This is a genomic window from Bradyrhizobium erythrophlei (genome assembly GCF_900142985.1).
Classification (GTDB): Bacteria; Pseudomonadota; Alphaproteobacteria; order Rhizobiales; family Xanthobacteraceae; genus Bradyrhizobium; species Bradyrhizobium erythrophlei_B.
Genome location: NZ_LT670849.1, coordinates 5316538 through 5332625, shown reverse-complemented (window position 1 = coordinate 5332625; position 16088 = coordinate 5316538). Strand labels below are relative to the sequence as shown.

At 60.6% G+C, this 16088-nt stretch carries 19 protein-coding genes; 5 read left to right on the top strand and 14 right to left on the bottom strand.

Going from position 1 to position 16088, the window contains the following annotated elements; genetic code table 11:
- The first annotated feature begins 369 nt into the window (after positions 1-369).
- On the top strand, positions 370-648 hold the full coding sequence (locus BUA38_RS25390) for a hypothetical protein (RefSeq protein WP_156898720.1): 279 nt from the start codon (positions 370-372) through the stop codon (positions 646-648).
- A gap of 94 nt (positions 649-742) precedes the next feature.
- On the opposite strand, the gene BUA38_RS25385 is transcribed toward BUA38_RS25390, so the two are convergent.
- The 6 genes from BUA38_RS25385 to BUA38_RS25360 form a co-directional block, all read right to left on the bottom strand.
- Complete coding sequence (locus tag BUA38_RS25385; protein WP_072822222.1) at positions 743-2599, bottom strand: bifunctional sugar phosphate isomerase/epimerase/4-hydroxyphenylpyruvate dioxygenase family protein; 1857 nt, start codon at positions 2597-2599, stop codon at positions 743-745.
- A 50-nt stretch (positions 2600-2649) separates the two neighbouring features.
- Positions 2650-3483, bottom strand: coding sequence for a shikimate dehydrogenase family protein (locus BUA38_RS25380; protein WP_072822221.1), 834 nt, complete (start codon positions 3481-3483; stop codon positions 2650-2652).
- A gap of 29 nt (positions 3484-3512) precedes the next feature.
- The gene (pcaG, locus tag BUA38_RS25375; protein WP_072822219.1) at positions 3513-4139 is read right to left on the bottom strand and encodes a protocatechuate 3,4-dioxygenase subunit alpha; all 627 of its coding nucleotides are present in this window, start codon (positions 4137-4139) and stop codon (positions 3513-3515) included.
- Positions 4140-4141: 2 nt separating this feature from the next.
- Positions 4142-4867 carry a protocatechuate 3,4-dioxygenase subunit beta gene (gene pcaH, locus BUA38_RS25370; protein WP_072826423.1) on the bottom strand — a complete coding sequence of 242 codons (726 nt, stop codon included), beginning with the start codon at positions 4865-4867 and terminating at the stop codon, positions 4142-4144.
- Positions 4868-4942: 75 nt separating this feature from the next.
- Positions 4943-6337, bottom strand: a complete 1395-nt coding sequence (locus BUA38_RS25365) for an MFS transporter (RefSeq protein ID WP_072826422.1) — start codon at positions 6335-6337, stop codon at positions 4943-4945.
- A gap of 170 nt (positions 6338-6507) precedes the next feature.
- On the bottom strand, positions 6508-7428 hold the full coding sequence (locus BUA38_RS25360; RefSeq protein WP_072826421.1) for a LysR family transcriptional regulator: 921 nt from the start codon (positions 7426-7428) through the stop codon (positions 6508-6510).
- Between the two features lie 211 nt (positions 7429-7639).
- Between BUA38_RS25360 and BUA38_RS25355 the strand changes: the two genes are divergently transcribed.
- A complete protein-coding gene (locus tag BUA38_RS25355; protein ID WP_083588075.1) occupies positions 7640-8053 on the top strand; it encodes a nuclear transport factor 2 family protein in 414 nt (137 codons plus the stop codon).
- A 79-nt stretch (positions 8054-8132) separates the two neighbouring features.
- On the opposite strand, the gene BUA38_RS25350 is transcribed toward BUA38_RS25355, so the two are convergent.
- The 8 genes from BUA38_RS25350 to BUA38_RS25315 all read right to left on the bottom strand — a co-directional run bounded on the left by BUA38_RS25350 (position 8133) and on the right by BUA38_RS25315 (position 14534).
- Complete coding sequence (locus tag BUA38_RS25350; RefSeq protein WP_072822218.1) at positions 8133-9464, bottom strand: MFS transporter; 1332 nt, start codon at positions 9462-9464, stop codon at positions 8133-8135.
- A 178-nt stretch (positions 9465-9642) separates the two neighbouring features.
- Positions 9643-10296 (bottom strand): HAD family hydrolase, encoded by a 654-nt coding sequence (locus tag BUA38_RS25345; RefSeq protein WP_072822217.1) that lies wholly within the window; start codon positions 10294-10296, stop codon positions 9643-9645.
- A 125-nt stretch (positions 10297-10421) separates the two neighbouring features.
- The gene (locus BUA38_RS25340) at positions 10422-11345 is read right to left on the bottom strand and encodes a CsgG/HfaB family protein (protein ID WP_072822215.1); all 924 of its coding nucleotides are present in this window, start codon (positions 11343-11345) and stop codon (positions 10422-10424) included.
- A gap of 108 nt (positions 11346-11453) precedes the next feature.
- A complete protein-coding gene (locus BUA38_RS25335; protein WP_072822214.1) occupies positions 11454-11786 on the bottom strand; it encodes a curli assembly protein CsgF in 333 nt (110 codons plus the stop codon).
- A gap of 46 nt (positions 11787-11832) precedes the next feature.
- Positions 11833-12378, bottom strand: coding sequence for a hypothetical protein (locus BUA38_RS25330; RefSeq protein WP_156898719.1), 546 nt, complete (start codon positions 12376-12378; stop codon positions 11833-11835).
- On the bottom strand, positions 12363-12755 hold the full coding sequence (csgH, locus tag BUA38_RS25325) for a curli-like amyloid fiber formation chaperone CsgH (RefSeq protein ID WP_072822211.1): 393 nt from the start codon (positions 12753-12755) through the stop codon (positions 12363-12365). Before csgH ends, BUA38_RS25330 begins: the two co-directional genes overlap by 16 nt.
- Positions 12756-12811: 56 nt before the next feature.
- Complete coding sequence (locus BUA38_RS25320) at positions 12812-14209, bottom strand: hypothetical protein (RefSeq protein WP_072822209.1); 1398 nt, start codon at positions 14207-14209, stop codon at positions 12812-12814.
- Between the two features lie 112 nt (positions 14210-14321).
- Positions 14322-14534: a hypothetical protein gene (locus BUA38_RS25315; RefSeq protein WP_156898718.1), complete on the bottom strand. Its 213-nt coding sequence runs from the start codon at positions 14532-14534 to the stop codon at positions 14322-14324.
- Positions 14535-14666: 132 nt separating this feature from the next.
- Between BUA38_RS25315 and BUA38_RS25310 the strand changes: the two genes are divergently transcribed.
- The 3 genes from BUA38_RS25310 to BUA38_RS25300 are packed head-to-tail and all read left to right on the top strand — an operon-like array spanning position 14667 to position 15971.
- A complete protein-coding gene (locus tag BUA38_RS25310) occupies positions 14667-15095 on the top strand; it encodes a hypothetical protein (protein WP_244553047.1) in 429 nt (142 codons plus the stop codon).
- The gene (locus tag BUA38_RS25305) at positions 15076-15525 is read left to right on the top strand and encodes a helix-turn-helix domain-containing protein (protein ID WP_072822203.1); all 450 of its coding nucleotides are present in this window, start codon (positions 15076-15078) and stop codon (positions 15523-15525) included. The genes BUA38_RS25310 and BUA38_RS25305 overlap by 20 nt, the downstream gene beginning before the upstream one ends.
- Entirely contained in the window at positions 15522-15971 is a 450-nt protein-coding gene (locus BUA38_RS25300) for a DUF6941 family protein (protein ID WP_244553046.1), read from the top strand. Before BUA38_RS25305 ends, BUA38_RS25300 begins: the two co-directional genes overlap by 4 nt.
- The last annotated feature ends 117 nt before the right edge of the window (positions 15972-16088 follow it).

Here is a 16088-nt window from a genome sequence, read left to right as displayed (position 1 = left end):
AGCCGAGTGATGATGGCAAAAGCGCTGGAATTGCGTCTTTCCGCGGGGGCTTATTGACTAGTCCGTTCGGACTAGTGTGGCGACACTGACGTTCCTTTCAGTTTCGCCGCGAGTTCTTCGAAGGAACGTCAGAAACCACACTAGAATCGTATGGTTGCGAGTGTCCCTTCGGTTCTGACATTCGTAAAAGTGCCCGCCGCGATATCGTACGAATGTCAGAACCGGGACACTGGCGCCTTGGCGCGCCATTGATGACTTGGTGATGACAGTGTTCACGCCAGAACCTCTGCGTGAACAGATTTCCGGACTCACATAACTCACGCGGGTGCGTTAAATTGCGCCTGTGTGGATCGGCAGACGGATGAAGAAGTGACGGACGTGCAAAACAGAGGGACGATTTCCGGGGTGATGATCGTCCTGATACTCTCGATCTCGGCGGCGCAGGCCTCCGAGGTCTGGGTCAAGCAGTCGAGCGGCCGCATTTCCGGTGGCACGCCCGTCACCGACGAGAGCAAGCCGAAGGCGGCGCCCGAGGGCAGTTCAACGGCGGCGGCAGCCGGCAGCCCGACCAACCCCGCCACCTGCAATCAGCAGAATGCGTCCTCGCCCGCCTGCTACAGCGCGACGCAACAGAGCAAGGGCAAATAAGTCGTTCGCTGATGGGCTGAGATCGCGAGTTGATGCGGCGGCTCTGACGTTCCTTTCAGTTTCGCCGCGAGTTCGGTTTGCCGGATCTTTCTCATCAGGTCCGGGGCATTGTGCGAGGCCGCGCTTCCCGGGTCTGCGCGGCGAGACGGACGCTTGCATTTGGCGCGCCAAATCCCTTGTAGCCGCGCCGTTCCACGATCTCGAAGAAGAACCGTTCCTCGAATGCGTGGGTATAGACCTGGAAGAATTCTCCTTCGCCGTCGCGATCGTAGAGGATCCCATGTTGCTTCATCGCCGCTAGCAGATCGGGATCGAGCTCGTAGCGGCTATCAAGGTCATCGTAGTAGTTTTGCGGAATGCTCAGGAAGGTTGCGCCGGCTGCGCGCATGGCCGACACCGACGCGAAAATGTCGTCGCTGCCGAACGCGATATGCTGCACGCCCGCGCCAAAAAATTCGGACAGGAATCGCGACGACATCGTCTGCAAGGCCGTCGAAGCGTTGAGAACGAGACGAAGCGATCCGTCCTGATTCTGAAGAACCTGGCTTTTCACGAGTCCGAGCGGATCGGCGACCTCGAATTGCGGCGATCTCCGAACGTCAAACAACGCAGCATAGAACTGCTCCCACGAGAGCATCTCTGCGAACTGCATCGATTGCGATATGTGGTCGATCTGGCTTAACAGCCCGCGGCGATTTTCGCCGAGCACCGGGACGAAATCGACGTCCCAATTCGACGATCCTGGCTCCAGCAGGTAAAGCAGACTTCCTCCGACGCCGCGGATTGCCGGAATCGTCATTTCGCCTACTCCGACCGGCTGTCGGAATGCGGCGGCTTGCAAGGCCTCCGCCCTGCTCATCATGGTAGCAACGTCGTCAACTTCCAGTCCGATCGCGCATACGCCCGAGCCATGCGTCAGGTAATGCGACCGGGCGAAGCTGTTTTCAGAACAATTGATCAAGAGGTTGATGGAGCCTTGGGACCAGCGTTCAACGGCCTTGGAGCGGTGACGGCCGGTTAGCGTGAAGCCAAGTCCTTGAAACAGGTGCGCCAGCCCCGCAGCGTGCGCCGGGTCGACGCCGAACTCGACAAACGCCACGCCGGAGACGTTCGATCGGGTCCGCAGCGCGGGGGCCGCCTGCTCGTTGGGCTCATTGCCAAGCAGCATGAGCGAGCGCATCCCGTCGATCGCAACCTCTTTCGTCGACTGAGCGCGGAACTGGTCATTAAAGACTTCGAGAGAGAGCGGCCCCTTGTATCCGGTGGCGTCTATCGCGCGCATGAAGTCGGCGACGGGAAGATTCCCCTGCCCGGGAAAAGATCGGTAGTGCCGGCTCCACGAGAGAACATCGAGATCGAGCTGCGGAGCGTCCGCGAGCTGAACCAGAAATATTCGGTCTCCAGGTATCGATTCGATGGCAGCGACGGGAAATCCGGGCGCCAAGGTGTGAAAGCTGTCCAGGATGACCCCGATCGAGGGGTGATCTGCCCGCCTCACGATCTCCCAGGCGTCTCTGTAATCGTTGACGTGGCTCCCCCAGGCCAACGCTTCAAATCCGACGCGTAAGCCCCGCGCCTTTGCCCGCTCGCCCAGCTCGTGAAAATCTTCGGCGGCACGGTCGATTCCGCCCATCGAAACGGGCGACACGTTGCTGCACACCAGCAACAGATCGGTGCCGAGTTCTTCCATCAGGTCGAATTTCTTTTCGGCCCTGCGGAAGGCCTGCTTGCGCTGCGGTTCAGGCATCCCCTCGAAATCGCGAAACGGCTGGAGGGCGCAGATCTTCAGGCCGAGGTCGCCGCACATCCGGGCAACATCGCGCGGCGAGCCGTCGAAGCAGGTAAAATCGTTCTCGAAGATTTCTACCGCGTCGAAACCGGCCGCGGCGATGGTCTTGAGTTTCTGGTCGAGAGCCCCGCCGATCGAAACTGTCGCAATCGAGCGTATCATTTTGTCACTCCGGTTTTGACCTTGAAGCGAGCTCGTCCCAGCCTTCCCGCTCAGTAATGTATTTGCGCGACCTGGCGCAGTTCATCCGATGTGGCCGTGCCAAGGCCGAAGAATTCGAGATAGGCCGGTATCTGCTCAAACAGCATGTCGGTGCCGACTTGATAGTCGCAGCCGCGCGCCCGCACCGCGGCCAGAAACGGCGTAATCTCTTCTTTCATGACGACTTCACCGACGAAGGCTGACGCAGCGATGCGATCGACATCCATCGGCAGCGGATCGTCCTTCTTCATCCCGAGCGGGCTGGCATTGATGACGATGTCGTAGCCTGCGGGGTCCGGAGAACCCGCACTGACGGCGAGGTTCGGATAATGCGCCTTGAGGCGCCCGGCCAGCCCATCCGCGGCCTGGTGGAAGGCATCGTATAATCCAAGCGTGCCGGCCCCCGCTTTTGCGATGGACGCGGCGATCGCCGAGCCGACGCCGCCGCAACCGAAAACCAGGACCTTCGCTCCCGCCACGGCCCGGCCCTTTTTCAACACACCGCGCACAAAGCCTTCGCCATCGAACATGTCGCCGATCAAGAGGCCTCGCTCATCGAGCCGCACCGCGTTGCAGGCGCCGGCGATCTTGGCCGACACGGAAGCCTCGTCCACCAGCGCAAGCGTGGTTACCTTATGCGGCATCGTGATGAGGGCGCCATGCATGTTGGTGAGCCTGAAGGCCAGCGTCAGGAACGCCTCAAAATCCTCAGCTTTGCAGCCCATCGGCACCACGCACGCATTGATCTTCCGTTTTTCGAAAAACGGATTGTAGATCATCGAGGACTTGAACGATTCCGTCGGATAGCCGACGTGAGCGATCAGTCTTGTTTTGCCATCGATCATTTTCGTAAAGCCTTCAATGCAATCAATTCTCAGACGTCGAAGAAAACGGTCTCACGCTCGCCCTGCAGGAAAATGTCGAACGTGTAGGTGGCAACACCATCGCGTTCCGAGCGCGCCGCGATCAGCGTTTGCCGGCGCGCGGGCGGCTCAATGATGTTGACGACCGGATCTTCGGCGTTCGCCGCCACTTCGTCGCCGAAGTACATGCGCGTTGAAAGACCGATGTTGATGCCACGGGCGACGATCCAGAAGTTGATGTGAGGCGCCATCGCCTTTCGGCCCCTCCGCCCCGCGACCGGACCCGGCTTGATGGTCCGGATGCGGTAGAGGCCGGTCTCCAAATCGGTCCCGGTCCGCGCCCAGCCGCGAAAGCCCTTGTCGAGCAATTTGTCCTGCCGGTCGGCCGGATGGTTATATCGGCCCGCCACATTCGCCTGCCAGGTCTCGATCAGGACATCCTTCGCGGGATGGCCCGTGGCATCATAGATCCTTCCTTCGATGACAATGCGCTCGCCGGCGACATCGGGACCGGCAATGTCCGCATCGAAATTATTCTCAAAGATATCGAAGCCGGCCTGGTTCGGGATCAATCCGATATGCACATAGGGCCCTGCGGTCTGCGACGGCGTCTCGCCCAGGTAGAGCTCGGTTCCCATGATCAGCCTCCCTGCAACTTGTTCTCAAACAAGGTCTGACGGCTGCCGCGCAGGACAATGTCGAAGCGGTAGGCCAGACACTCCAGCGGCAGCGAGGCATTGAGGTCGAGCCTGGCGATCAACCTTTCCGCGGCTGACTTGTCGGGAATCGTAGCGATGATGGAATCATGAGGGATCAGCGGGTCGCCTTCGAAATACATCTGCGTGATCAGCCGCTGCGCAAAGCCCGATCCGAAGACCGAGAAGTGGATGTGAGCCGGACGCCAGCTATTAACGCGGTTGCGAAATGGATAGGCGCCGGGCTTCACGGTGCGGAAAAAATAATAGCCATTGTCGTCGGTGAGCATGCGTCCGCAGCCGCCGAAGTTTGGATCGATCGGCGCAATATAAGTGTCGTTGCGGTGGCGATAGCGGCCGCCGGCGTTGGCCTGCCAGACCTCGACGAGGGTATTGCGAACGGGACGGCCATTGCCGTCGAGCACATGGCCATGAACGATCGTCTGTTCGCCGATCGGCTTGCCGTCCCTCGCATAGTTCAGGACCAGATCGTTATCCAGCGGGCCGAGTTCGTCGTGAGAAAAAGCCGGACCGGTCACTTCCGACAGCGAGTTTTGCAGCGAGAAAAGCGGAATGCGCGGCGATCGCAAGACGCTGGTCTTGTAGACGGGCGTCAACGCGGGAGGATGGATATCGCGATCGCGCTGGTGAAACTCATATTCGGGCGTCATGAAATTCTCCTCGCACTGCAGCCAGAGCACGCACAGCCTTCCAGGGAAAGCTGCGCGTCATCTCCGGACAGAGAGCTATGCCGGCGCGGCGCCGCCGAACGAAGCCGCTCTCAATCGATCGTAGTCCGGCTTTGCCATCGGGGCCGCGGTCGGGTTGCCGAGATCGCTCACCGGCAGCCGATAGGTTTCCCTTGCGGAGAAGGCCGCAGCCGCGGCGACCGCCGTAATCGCAAAGGTGATGAGCCCGACCGTGAGCGGGACGTCGGTCGATCCGGGAGGTGCGGCGGTGGCGAAAAGCGCCGGCAGCAGCGCCGTGATCGTCGTACCGATGTTCTGCGAAATGGCCATCGCGGACACGCGGTATCGCGTCTGGAACAGTTCGGGATAGAAGCTCGGAAACACCGCGTTGTAGCCCTGATAGACAACTCCCCACATGACGATCGAGAAGGCGATCGCCATCGGAACACTCTGGATGCTGATGGCGTAAAGATAACCAAAGGCAAGCAAGCCGGAACACAGAGCGCCGGTGATAATCGGCGGTCTCCGTCCGATCCTGTCCGACAGATTGCCGACCATCGGGATCACCAGCACCGCCGCAATATTGCCGAGCACCGGAATCCAGAGATAGACATCGGGTTTGAAGCCGACCCCGTAAGCGGGCTGCACGGCGTAAGCTGCGCCGAAGATGGTCGCCACGACGGGAATCACGTTCATCAGCGCCATACAGACCACCCGCAGCATATCGGCCCAGCTGGTCGTGAAGGCCTGAACGATCGGCGCCTTCGGTACCCTGCCCTCCTTGCTTTCGCTGGCGAACGCCGGTGTCTCATCGACCTCGCGCCGGATGAGATAGCCGACGATGATCACGAAGAAGCTCAGCAAAAACGGGATACGCCAGCCCCAGTTGTTGAAGTCTTCCTTGGGCATGTAATGAGCGATCGGCAGGAACACGGCGGCCGCGAGAATTTGCCCGGCCTGAACGCCCTGCAGCGTAAAGCTCGCGAAGAACCCGCGCCTGCCGAACGGCGCATGCTCGAGCACCATTGAACTCGCGCCCGAAATTTCTCCCGCCACCGCAAAGCCCTGCACCAGCCGCAGGATAACCAGAAAGACGGGCGCCCAGATTCCGACCTGCTGATAGGTCGGAAGCACGCCGACCAGCATGGTCGAAAAGCCCATCAGGAACAGGCAAAGCACAAGAACGTTCTTTCGCCCATGCGTGTCGCCCCAATGGCCGAGAAAAAAGGCGCCAATCGGTCGCGCGACATAGCCGACGCCGTAGGTCGCAAGCGAGGCGACGATCGCGACCGTCGGGTTCTGCGAAGGGAAAAAGATTTGCGGAAAGACCAGGGACGCGGCGGTCGCGTAGATGAAGAAGTCGTAGTATTCGAGAGCCGACCCGATCCAGCCGCTTGCCGCGGCGATCTTCGATTGCCGCAGGGCTGCGGGGCGGTTCGCTGATTCCGTCATGTTGAATTCCTCCACAATATTGATTGGCAGCCGTTTGACGGCCGGCTTTTCTTGTTGCGGAGACTCGGTCTTTCGCCGACGCAATCGCGATTGTGCTCCGGATGGGCGCGACCATAGCGGCGGAGCCAGATAACACAATTACTCAGATATGCGACAAACTTAACATCATGTTATCTTGTGGACGGTCGCGTCCGCCGCGGCTTTCCGACGGCTTCCATCTCCTCGCGCAGCGAAGCAATGAAGTGCGTGGCATAGGGCGACAGCGGCGCACCGCGCTTGATCGCGATGAAGGTGTCGAACCGGGTCGGCTCCTGGATTTCGAGCAGCCGCAGGCCGGGGATGTTGCCGTGCGCCACTGAGAACTCGTCGATGACCGCGATCCCGAGGCGAGCCTGAACCAGCGAGCAGACGGTGTTGCCGAAGCGGGCGCGAATCGTGATGTCGTAGGGCAGCTTGTTCCGCGCAAACAGCTCCGACATGATGCGGCCGTAGGGATCGGTCGGATCGATTCCGATCAGTGGAAATCGCGTCATCTCGGCGGCCGATATCTTCTTGCGTTCGGCAAGGGCGTGGCCTTCCGGAACGATGCAGAACAGGCGGCCGGAAGCGAGCGGCAGAAACTCCAGCGCCGGATGATCGAGCTTGTAGCTGATTGCGGCGCAATCGCCCTTGCCGAGCAACAGATAGTCGATCACCTCCTCGATCTTGAGGATGTTGATGTCCAGCTTCAGGTCGGGATAGCGCTTGCGGATTTTCTCCACGGCCCGCGGCACCATGACCTGGGCGATGCTCGGCACCGACCCGATCCTGAGTTCCGACAGTTGGCCGCGGCCGATCTTGCCGACAACCTCGGCGAGATCGTCCACTTTCTTGTAGATCGTGTTGATCTGCTCGAAGATGAGTTGCGCGTCGGGCGTCGGAAAATAGCGACCGTTTTGCCGCATGAAGAAGCGGACCCCAAGCGACCGCTCGGTATACTTGATGAGGCGGCTGATCCCCGGCGCCGAGACATTGAGGAGCTTTGCCGCGCCGGTGATCGTCCCCGAGATCATCACGGCGCGAATGACTTCGATCTGCCTCAACGTCATCATCGACGCAGGATAGCCCATCGCTGGTCGGTCGGACACCTGCGGGCCCGTCTCCGGGCACCGTAAGCATGTGTGCTGCAAGGCGCGGCAAGGGGCCGCCGCCCACAGTCAAATCATCAGCACAAAAATAGAAACAATGGCTTTCGATTATTTCTGTTTCGTAACCCAACTGACGGCCTCAACATATCAGCACATGCAACAAAGGAGCCGTCAAATGAGCGATCATTCCAGTAAAGCCAGCGTCCCGCCGTCCGCGGGCGCAGATGTGAGTGGCGTTGCGACGCTGCTCAACCGCAATCTTCCGGAAGTTTTCGGCGAGGGTGATCCGGTCCGCCGAAAGGCTGCGATTCGAGAACTCTATGCCGAAGACTGTGTGCTGTACGTCCCGCCAGGTACGTTCGTCGGCCACGACGCACTGGACAAGTTCGCTGGCGATCTGCGGGCAACACATCCGCATTTTGTCTACACGCCGCACGGCGAACCGCAGGTTCTGCACAACTCGGCGCGTCTGGCGTGGGGCTCGGGGCCGAAAGGCGAGACACCCGCCTACACCGGCGTCGATTTCATCATCGTGCGCGACGGCAAGATCGCCGCTCTCTATGTCTACCTGGATTCGCCGCCCGAATAATTGAGTCACGCATTGCGAACGGTCGTCTCACAACCGGCGACGGCCAATCGAGGAATTAAAGCGCGATGAAGATCGCGCTTTAGGCGTGAGCGGCGCTTGCGACTTCACCCGACAACTGCTCGCGCCTTGCATCGATCCGCAGCATCACGACAACGATGGCGCCCAGCAGCGCGCAGCCCGCGAGCAGTAGAAGGCCTGCCGTGAAGTCGCCCGTCAGATCCTTCAGGTAGCCCATCGCATAAGGACCGGCGAAACCGGAAAGATTTCCTAGCGAGTTGATCGCGGCGATGCCCGCGGCGGCCGATGCACCGGTCAGGAAGCTTGCCGGTAGCGGCCAAAACATCGGCGGCACCGCGGAGATGCCAATTTGCGCAAAACAGAGCAACGCCATGACGACGACCGGATTGGGAACGAAGCCGGCCAGTCCGACCCCTATCGCGGCCATCAAAAGGGCAGCGGCGACATGGCCTTTTCGTTCCATAGTCCGGTCGGAATGGCGACCGAGCACCACCATGCCAATGGCCCCGAAAACAAAGGGCAGCGCCGCCAGCAATCCGGTCTGGGCGTCGCTCACACCGAAACCCTTGATGATGGTCGGTAGAAAAAACGCTACGCCGTAACTTGCGGCATTCAGGCAAAAGTAAACCAGAGCGCACAATAGAATTCTGATATCCGTGAGCGCCTGAAACAGGGACAGGTGTTCGACCTTCTCCTTGTTTTGCTTCTCGGTAGCCTGAACGTTCTCGAGCCAGGCGATCTCATCCGGTTGCAGCCAGCGGGCCTGACGGGGGAAATCGGTCAGGTAGGTCAGGACGCCGATGCCGACCAGAACGGACGGCAACGCCTCGAGAATGAACAGCCACTGCCAGCCTTCCAGGCCCCAGCCGGTCACGCCGAGCAGCAGTCCCGAGATTGGCGATCCGATGATCGACGAAATCGGGATTGCCAGCATGAACAGGCTGATGACCCGGGCGCGGTACACCGCCGGGAACCAGAGGGTCAGATAGAAGATGATGCCCGGAAAGAAGCCGGCCTCGCAGGCGCCGAGCAGCAAACGGAGCGCATAGAAAACACCCGTGGTCGGAATTCCGCTCGTCGCCGATATCGACGGGATGAATGCGAAGGCCGCCGAAACGATCCCCCAGGTAATCATGATGCGTGCGATCCAGACGCGCGCGCCTACTTTTTCCAAAAACAGGTTGGAGGGGACTTCGAATACGAAGTAGCCAACAAAGAACAATCCCGCACCGAGGCCATAGGCGGCCTCGCTCAAACCAAGCGCCTGGTTCATGTGCAGTTTGGCAAAGCCGACATTGACGCGATCGAGATAGGCGACGAAGTAACACAAGATCAGGAACGGAATGAGACGTCTCATCACCTTGCCGATGACACGCTTCTCGATGTCGTCCATGCGAAGCCTCCCGTCATGTCATTGCGGGCCAGTTCGTAAAAACGTCCGGCTTGAGTTTTGCAAAACTATGACGGTGACAGTCGATGAGTGCAAATGGCTTTTACATGGTGCACTGCGGCCGATGGCGAGCGCGAAGGCTCTCGGCGGGATCCGTTTGTTTTGGCAGACAGGCGGTCTGCTACGGCGATCCGGCCAACACGGCGCAATGCGGCACCACATCCGGATGCGCCGCGCAGAGATGGTGCGCGCCCGCTTCCGTCAGCTCGGTCAAGGTGCCATAGCCGTACAGGACGCCGATGGCCGTCATGCCGTTCTTTCTGGCGCCCGTCACGTCATGGCTGCGATCACCGATCATGACCGCGCGCGCCGGATCAACCCTGGTCTGACCGAGGGCATAGGCCAGCAGTTCCGCCTTGTCGGCTCGCGTGCCATCGAGCTCCGAGCCGAACACATGCTCGAAGTGACGTCCGAGATCGAAATGCTCGATGATGCGGTCGGCGTAGATTTTCGGTTTGCTGGTGGCAACGAACATCCGCCGGCCAGAGGCCGCGACCGCTGACAGCGTCTCCTCGATGCCGGCATACACCTCGTTCTCGTAAAGGCCGACGTCGCGAAATCGTTCGCGGTAGAGTTCGAGCGCGCGGTGTGCAAGCTCGTCGGTACCGACGAACTCCTTGAAGCTGGCGTGCAGCGGCGGACCGATGCACCAGACCAGGTCATCCTCGTGCGGAACCGGGTAACCGAGCCGTTCAAGGGCATACTGGATGCATCTGGTGATGCCGGGCTTCGGATTGGTCAGCGTGCCGTCGAGATCAAAGAATGCGGTATACATCCTCGATCTTATGGGCCGTCAGATGCCCTCGATCAAGGAGCAGAGAGCAATGCTCCCATTCCCCGCATGACGAACGGCCGTCAAGGACCGGATTCCGCCGGCGCCCCCGAACAGGATTTGCGGCCTCAATACTTCGCGACCACCGCCTCGCGCTGAAGCCTGGTGGCGGCGGCGACTTCCGCCGGCACGGCGGCCTTTTGCTGCTTGTCGAGTTCGCGCATGAACGCCTCGCCCGCGGCCCGGTCCTTGAATTCCCACAGCTTGTTCTTCACGCCCTCGAAGATCAGCGAATAGACCGCAAGCTGAACGCCTTCGCGCACCGCGAGCGTCGGCGGCGTATTCTTCGTAAATCCGATGTCGGCCTGAAGCAGCTTGTCGACGGCGGCGAACAGGAAGCCGGTGCCGGCGACATTGATCGAATAGACGATCTTGGTCGTGGTGACCGAGGCGAGCACGCGGCCGGTCTGCACGCTGACGGCGCGCAACGCCACGGTGATGATGTCCTGACGGTACTGCACGTTGGGTCCGACGCCGAGATAGTTGGCGCCAATGCCGCCGGTGGTTTCGTTGGTGTCGTAACCGATCACACCGCCCTCGAGGAGGATGCCGGCAAAGCGCAGCGGCGGCAGGCTCTGCGCCTTGTCGCCGTCGATGGCGGTCCGCGTATTCTGGATGATCTGCCGTTCCTGCAACAGCGGCTGGAGATCGGCGCGTTCGGCCACGTCGAACCAGGCCCCGCCGCCGGCCTTCACCACGACGTCGGTGAGGATGGACGAGCCGCCTTGCGTGAGCGCGCGCGAGAATTCCGCGAAGTTGTCGTTGGATTTGTTCTGGCCGGTCAGGTCGGGAAAATTATAGATGGAGACGTCGAGCTTGCGCCTGGGCGGCGGCAGGTTGTCGAGGACGACGCCGGTCTTGGTCGACGACACCATGAAGGCGGCCTCGTCCACGGGGTCTTTGACCGTTCCTGCCATCGGGTCGAACATGCATCCGCCCGCCGGCAACGCGAACAGCAACAGACACGCCAGTCTGGCAACACGCAAACCCAATTTATGCCCCCACCCAAATGAACAAAATACAGTCCCGACTTGGTATCAGCGCTACATGACAGCTATCCGGGGCCGCGCCGATATCCCCTTGGCGCGCCAGCCCGAGAGTTAGAACCTGCCGGAGAATGTACTGGTTGGATTAGCCACCGAGTTCTGCGTGGCCGATCCGTTGCCGGAACTGCCATTCGCGCCGCTGCCCGATGTGCCGTTACTGCCAATGCCGCTCAAGGCGTTGGTCAGGCCTGACAGATCCGGTCCTTGATTGCCCGACTTGGTGCCTTCTCCCTGCGACTGCGCGGTCGACAGCAGGAACGAGCCGTTGTTCGGGTTGCCACCCAGGGTGGGACTGACGGGATGATAGATCTGCTCTGTCGCCAAGGCCGGCGCAAAAAGCCCGACGACGCCCGCAATACACATCACCCGAAATGCGATCTTACCCATGTCTGCCCCCTTCGAGATTACGCAACTGACCCGTTACAGCCGTCCGTCACCTGACGACCAGCACGTTGCCGACGCGAACGATGCTGGCCTGCGGCGCGCCTTTCGGCTGAATGATGTCGAATGCGCCGTTCGGCAGCCGCGCAATCAGCATGTTGACGGGCGCCGTGCCGGGCGGCTGAAGCACATCCACCGTCAGCCCTTGCACACCGACCAGCGCGACGTTGGAGACGAGCCCCTGCCCGTGCTGAAACACGCCGACCGTATCGTGCTTGCCGCCGATGATCCCGACATTGGAGCTGTTGCCGCCGCCGGCCTGCGCCTGAAGCACGAAGTTGCTGCGCCCCATCTCCAGCGTGCCGGCCGAATTGCCGCCCGACGCAGGCACCGTAGTTTCCGGCGTCAGTTGCGTGGTGCCGCCGCGTGGCGGCGCAAACGGAACCTGCGACGGCACGTTGATCGGCGTCGAGATCGCCGAATGGCCGAAAAAGGCGCTGCTGGAGGCCTGGGTGATGAAAGCACCGTCGGCAAAGGCCGGCACCGTCGATGCGAGGAACGCGATGGCATACAAATGATTTCTCAGGGCGAACTGCACGAGACACTCCCGGAATTTGAATCGATCACCAACCTCGCCTGAAAGTGCCCCGCGTCGGATGCACCCAGGAACGTGGTCGAAAGAATTTCTTCCTTATTGGCTTCGAGGCTGAATTTGCCGCTTTGGATATTGTGGCTGCTGCCGTCGGCGCTGTTCTTCCGAATGTCGAGCCGATAGCTGCCGTTCACGTCCAAGCGGCTCGTCGCAACGGCTTCGATACGGATGGCTTCGCCCTCCGCCGTGACCCGAATACGACACCCGACCGCCATGACCTGCTCGACATCAGCGGACTCCGCATCTGTCCGCGCGCAAGAAACAACAACGCCCAAAACTGCGATAATCAATCGCTTGATCAGAGCCGCGCGTACTTCCGGCATCGGCGCCTCTCAAGAAACGAGAGCGGCGGGAGATGATCCCGCCGCTCCTGGTCGACTTACTTCTGCGTCGTGATCGCGACGTTGTGCGAACCGAACTGCGCCGTCACCGAAGCGTTGGAAACGTTCGCGCTCGCGGTCTGCACCGTGGTTGCGTTGTTGCCGTTGCCGGCCTGCACAGTGGCTTGCAGGTTCTGGCCGATCATCGGCTGGACGCCGGTGTCGCCCTGATGCACGGTGGCGGAGTTGTTCTTGCCGAGCTGGGCAATCAGCGAGCCGTTGATGCCGCTGTTGAGCGGATCGGCGATCTTCTGGCTGGTGACTGCGGTGTTGCCCTTGCCGGCTTCGAGCGTCAGCGAGGCGTTGATGCCGTTGCCGCCATCGACGTTCTTCTGCTTGGTGGTGGCGGTGTTGTCCTTGCCGATCTGCACCGTCCCTTGCAGGTTGTCGCCGTTGGTCTGCTTGGCGGTCGCGGTGTTGTCCTTGCCGAACTGAGCGATCAGCGAGGCATTGACGTTGTTGGCGTCTTCGGCGTTGGTCTGCTTGGTCTTGGCGACGTTGCCGACGCCGACCTGCAGCGTGGCCTGCAAGTTGTTGCCGTTGACCTGGTTGGTCTTCGCCGAGTTATCGACACCGAACTGCGCGGTCAGCGAGGCGTTGTCGGCCTTGTCGGCCTTCTTGCCGTCGGACGCGCCGCTCTGATTGGTGGTCGACGAGTTGTCGAAGCCGAACTGCAAGGTGGCCGCGTCGTTCTTGACGCCGCTCTCGGCCGAAGAACCCTTGCCGGAACCGATGGAGTCCTGGTTGGTCTTTGCGGTGTTGCCGGCGCCGACCTGGAGCGTGAACTGATTGTTCGTTCCGCCCAGACCCGGATTCTTGCCGCTCGCAGCACCTTCGGAGTCCTGGTTGACCTTCGCGGTGTTCTCCGCGCCGGCCTGAATGATCTTGGAGTCGTTCTTGCCGCCGTTCGCGGCGGTGAGCTGGCCGGTCACGGCGAGATTGCCGGAATCCTTGCCCGCGCCGAACTGAAGCGTGGTCTGGTTGTTGTTGCCGCCCGCCTGACCGGCGACCGAGTTGTTGCCGTTGCCGAACTGGCCGGTGAACGACTTGTTCTTGTTGTCGGTATCGTTGGTCTGGAGCGTCACGGCGTTGTTCTTGTCGCCGATCTGCAACGTGCCCTGGCTGTTGTTGCCGCCGAGCTGGCCGACCGTCGAGGTGTTCTTGTTGCCGATCTCGAGGGTGCCGGACTCGTTGGAATTCTTGCCGGTGGTCTGCTGCGCCGTGACGGCGCTGTTGTCATTACCGAACTGTCCGGTGGCCTGCTTGTTGTGGCCGTTAGTCTGGCCGACGATCGCGTTGTTCTTCTTGCCGGCCTGGATGATGAAAGACTCGTTGCTGGCAGCAGAAGCCAGCGACGTCGTGGCCAGAAGGATGGCCAGCGTCGTGAGGTGCTTCATAACACTTCCCTGTTTTCCAAAGTGGGGTCAGCGACAATCGCCGCCCTCGCGCGAGGCGTTAACACGCTGTTAACGGCGACCACAATGGGCGGGCAAAAAATTCATATAACCGTTACAATAGACATCGCGAAAAGCCTTGCAGATCGCGGACTTCTTGAATTTTCGCTTCGGATTTTTTGTCCGCCTGGAACGATTCAAAGCTCCTCCGTTCGGATGAAGAAAACAGGTTGCCGACATCCCCGCGCACGGCATTTCGACCTGCAATTTTACTGTCATGTTCAGCCTTTAAAGGTGGCAGCGTCGTCGGATTTTTGTTCGCCGACATATGTGCCAACGCCCCCGCGTTGTAGACTGCGCTTCGATTCCACGTAATGGCTTCGGATCGCAGCCGCGGACACATATGACGACAATCGAGGAACTGGTTGCAGCGAACGCCATCTCGCGAATTCAGGTCGAGATGCATCCGCGCGACCAGGAGCTGCGATTGCTTTACGGCACGCCAGACTTCATCGAATGGCTTGGCCGGCTGGCAGAAGGCGCAGGCCCGGAACGGAGGCTCGGAGAAGCAACGGCGGCCGAACAAGTCGATGAACTCTTCAATACATTTCTGAGCGGCCAGCCTCTGATTTACATGAAGCAGTTTCGATCAATTCGCGCCGAGAAAAATGCCGTTTGGGAATTGAAGACTCCGGATGTGCGGATCTTCGGCTGGTTCTTGAAGAAGGATTGCTTCGTCGCCGTGTTCGGGAACTGGGCCGACGTGATCAAGGATCACGACCTCTATCGCGGCTACCGGATTTCCATCCGCAGGATGCGCCGGGAATGGGGAGTGGACGAAACGTTGTGTGTGCAGGGGGTATTGCCGGGTGACGTCCTTTCACTTTGACATCGGCGGGCGGGCACGAAATGCAGGCCGGTTCATCGGCCGCGTGCGGGGCGAACTGCTGCGCGCCCTCTCGGAGCGCAAGAGCGAAGGCGGGCTTTCGCAGGAAGCGCTGGCCCGAAAGCTCGATACCGAGCGCTCGCTGATCAACCGGCAGCTTTCCGGCGAAAGCAATCTTACCTTGCGCTCGCTGGCGGACCTTGCGTGGGCGATGGACCTCGAAATCTCGTTCGAGCTGAAAAAGCCGGCGGCTGAGGCCGGCCAGAATCAGCCCATTCAAAATCAGGCTCTTGAAAATCCGGCGCTTGAAAATCAGACCACGTCCACCGTCCGGCACGGGCAGATCAAATACCTCAACGGCGCCGCCAAGCAGCTTTCGGCGCACGCCGTGCCAGCGAATTCCGAACTCGGGCAGCCGAAAAAGTCAGCATGATGGAACGCTACGGCTATTCGATATTCTGCGATGACATTCGCAACGAACCGGGCGGCAAACTCTCGTTTGTCGGCTGCTACAATGCGGTGATGTTCACCGCGCCGCGGTTTCCGCTGGTTCTGCCGAAGTTCTGCATCCACTTCCACGTGTTCTCGCCGGCGACGCAGCCTTATGAATCGGTATTGTCGCGATGCTATGTGCCCGGCCGCACCGATCCCATTGCCGAGGAAGCGATCGAGGTGCCGCGGCTTCAGGACCAGATTAATTTGCTGGCGAGCCTGCCCAAAAACGGCGGCGCGCCGCCCTGCATCGTGGTTGCCGCAAGCCTGGTTTTCACGCCGCTCGAAATTCCGGAGCCCGGAATGATCCAGGTGCGCGCACTGATCAATGGCGGCCCGGGCGAACTCCAGGTCGGATCGCTGACGGTCACGCCGGCAGAAGGTTGACGGCCAATCGCCTTCGCTAGCCCTACTCGGTCAACGCCCTCATGGTGAGGAGGCGTACGTGCCCGAGCAGGCCGAGTGCAAGCGAGGCCGTTAGCGAACGGCACAAAACAATTGTGC